The sequence below is a fragment of the Okeania sp. genome, assembly GCF_983059655.1.
On sequence record NZ_CEZPJD010000798.1, the window covers coordinates 1 to 3,606 of the forward strand.

Sequence of the window (3,606 nt, forward strand, 5' to 3'; positions counted from 1 at the left end):
AAAATGGATTTGGCAAAACATCTATACTAGAGGCAATTCAATGGTGTCTTTACGGTGCAAAAGCTATTTCTGATTCTAAATTACTAGACCATTTTAATCGCGTAGTAGTTAAAGAGAATCCTAACTTGGAAATGTCAGTAGAACTTGTTTTTGAGCGTAATGGAGATCTTTACAATATTAGCAGAGTTGCAAAAAGAGAAATACAAGGTGAGATAGCTAGAGCAAAAGTAGAACTACCAGTAATCAATAAAAATGGTAAAAATATCAGAGATGTGCCAGACAAAATCGAGGAACTATTGCCAAATTCCTGTAAAGAATTTTTCTTCTTTGATGGTGTAGAAATTAAACGTTATGCTCAAAGAATTCACACTAAAGAAACCCACAAAGCCATAGAGCGAATACTCGGAATTACTGAATTACTAAATCTACGGCACGATGTAAAAATTACTAGAAAAAAATTAGATAGAAAATTTGATGAAGTAGATTCGGTGAATGAAAGTCTCAGACAAGTCAAACAAAAACTTCGAGAAATTCAAGAAAATATAGAAGTCAAAACAGCACAACTTGAGAAAGCAAAATTAGATGAGAAAAATGCTATTAAAGAGCTGGAAGAAACAACAGAAGAAGCAAATCAAATTGAAGAACTACAAAATAAGTTAGAACAATTAAAGGATTTAGAAAGAGAGCAAGAACGTTGTAAAGAAAACCTCAAAAAAGCAACAAAAAAATTAGAAAATGGATTGAGACAAGCACCTATTCCGCTATTGATAGAATTTATAAGAGAAGTTGCAGATGATATGCAAAGTACAGCTATTACAACCGCTCGACGTTCTGGTTCAGTTAAGCTTTTACGAGAATTATTAGAAGATAAAACTTGTGTTTGTGGTCGTTGTATAGATGAAGATTCTCGTCAATTTATTATCAAAGAAATTGAAAGCTTAGAATCTGGTGTTAGTAGTACCCAAGAAGTAATCCGTCAGGATGAATTACGCAACCGTTTAGAAACAATTTCTGACTATAAAATACCTAACTTTGAAGACCTTTTGTTGGAGCGTGATTGCCTACAAGATGAACTAGAAACAATCAAAATAGACGCATATCGTCTGAAACGAGAAACTAAAGGAATTAATCGAGAAGACGCTCAAGCAACTTGGCAATTGGTAGGAACAGCAGAGCAAACTGCCAGACAGAAAAAAGAACAAATTGACAGATTAAATAAGGAAATAGAAGATTTAAAAAAAGAGGAAGAAAAACAACGCCGAGACATAGAAAAATTAGCAACTCAAGATAAACAAACAGAAACTTTAGCAAGGCAAGCAAAATTAGCAAGAAGTCTTTATGAAGCCACAGATGAGCTAATAGAATGGCGAACAGAAGAAAGAAAACAAAGCATCGAAGATAAAACCTCTAACATTCACCGCCAAGTCACTAATAAACCAGAAGAATATCAAGGCATAAAAATTCAACCAGACTATACCTTAGGAGTCAAAAATGCAGTAGGTCAAATTATCGACCCAGAAACTTTAAGTGCAGGAGAAAAAGAAGCATTAGCCTTCGCTTTTATCACAGGATTAAATTTAGCATCTGGTACAGCAGCACCTTTAATTATGGATACTCCTTTTGGTCATCTAGACACCAAACATCAGAAAAACTTAATTAAATCATTACCAGAAATTCCATCCCAGGTAATAGTTTTAGCAACAGACCGAGACTTTCCCCCAGAGCTTTTGGGTATTGTGCAACCTCATATTGCAGGTATTCTCAATATTCGCCGTCTCGGAGCAACTGAAGATGCTTCCGTAGTGGAGGAAAAAGAATGAAACGTATTGACCCCAAAGCAACTATTCGCCCTACAGCAGAAGCAAAAGGTTATTTGGACGCCCTCAAAAGTCAGGCCGTTTTCGGACGAATGGTTGATGCTTATGTATTTGCCGCAGCTTATGCCATCAAACAAAATGCTGATATCTCCCAAGTTTCTCTCAAAGGTCGCCAGGATATGGTATATATCAATACTGTTGATGATGAGGTACGTCTGGCACTAGAAGCAGGAGTTCATGCCATAACTAAACGTAACGGTGAACCCCAACCTACCGAAAGTCGGGAAGTTATGGAAATTATCACAAAATATGCAGAAGTGGGACTGAATTTGTTAAAAGTACGATGGGAAGGAAAGACTGGTACTCAAATTCAAGACGACATCCGCAGAATTATTACTGGCAAAACATAATAAATGTCCACATAAAGCGGTTTTCATCACAGTAGGGACGAATGGCCATTTGCTAACGCAAAGCTGTCGCTAACGCTCTTACAAGGTTTTGGTTATGACGTGAGGTCATCAATTTGAAAAGCGCTATAAAGCAATACAATAATTAATCAGCAGTATTACTTATAACTAAACCGTGAAAATATTCATCTACCACACTCCCGAAGAAACCCCCACCGAAAATATGCCAGACTGCGCGATCGCGGTTGATGTCCTCAGAGCTACAACAACAATGGCCACAGCATTAAATGCAGGTGCAGAAGCAGTACAAGTATTTAGCGATGTTCAAGAATTAATGGCAGTCAGCGAACAATGGCCTGCCGATAAACGCATTCGTGTAGGAGAAAGAGGAGGCAAAAAAGTAGAAGGTTGTGATGAAGGCAACTCACCCCTCAACTTTACTTCAGAAGTGGTCAAAGATAAACGCTTATTTATGACTACTACTAATGGCACTCGTTGTCTTCAGCGTATTCAAAATGCAAAAGTTGTCCTAGCAGCAGCACTTGTCAACCGTCGCTCCGTAGTTGAATATCTCAAAACCAACAAACCAGAAACTATTTGGATATTGGGTTCTGGGTGGGAAGGTAGTTATTCATTGGAAGATACAGTCTGTGCAGGAGCGATCGCTCATACCCTAATTACAGAAACTAATTCTCTCCCAGATGAAACTGTAGGAAATGATGAAGTATTTGGCGCAATATCCCTCTATCTTCAGTGGGAGCAAAAATTATATGAACTATTAAATTATGCCAGTCACGGCAAACGCCTCCAACGCTTAGAATGTTATGAAGACCTCAAATATTGCTCTCAAACTGACATTTTAGATGTTTTGCCTATGCAGAAAGAAGCAGGAGTTTTAATTAGAGCTTCAAGAATTTAGAATTTAGAATGCGCGAATTTAGAATTACCTCTCCTTGAAAACGGATAGGATTGGGTTAAAAGGAATTTTTTTCTTCTCTTGGTCGATTGGATATGGCGCAGGTTTCCTCGCCATCCCACCCAACGGGTGCGCTGCGCTTTACATGTTGCGTAGCAAAACGACCACTTTTTTCTCCATTAATGGAGAGGCTTTATACCTTAATTTTTCGGTAAATAATATCAAATTTGGTTATACAGTTCCATTATTGTTAGACCACTGTAGGGACATTCCATAGAAAGTCCCTATAATACTTGTAGTTTTTATTTTGTGTCCCATATTTATAGCAATGTGCGCTGGCATATTTACAAATTGCAGGAGATGTCCAATAGCTAAAAGTCTTATATTATCGGTTTTTTATTACCCCTGTTGCCTCTCTTGGTCAGCATTCCCTCTCTTGGTCGGCGTTCCCTCTCTTGGTCGGCGT

The 3,606-nt window shown here is 37.9% G+C and carries 3 protein-coding genes; all 3 read left to right on the top strand.

The genetic code is table 11. The features are described 5' to 3' along the window. Nucleotides 1-1,820 (top strand): AAA family ATPase (locus tag AC3DU7_RS28520; protein WP_488042631.1); only part of this gene is annotated, 1,820 nt, incomplete at its 5' end. Next, nucleotides 1,817-2,227: a hypothetical protein gene (locus tag AC3DU7_RS28525; RefSeq protein ID WP_488042632.1), complete on the top strand. Its 411-nt coding sequence runs from the start codon at nt 1,817-1,819 to the stop codon at nt 2,225-2,227. The genes AC3DU7_RS28520 and AC3DU7_RS28525, both read left to right, overlap by 4 nt. Before the next feature lie 172 nt (nt 2,228-2,399). Next, a complete protein-coding gene (locus AC3DU7_RS28530; RefSeq protein ID WP_488042633.1) occupies nt 2,400-3,143 on the top strand; it encodes a 2-phosphosulfolactate phosphatase family protein in 744 nt (247 codons plus the stop codon). The last annotated feature ends 463 nt before the right edge of the window (nt 3,144-3,606 follow it).

Coding starts and splice junctions, on each gene's coding strand:
- AC3DU7_RS28525 (WP_488042632.1), top strand. CDS start 1,817: ATGAAACGTATTGACCCCAAAGCAACTATTCGCCCTACAGCAGAAGCA.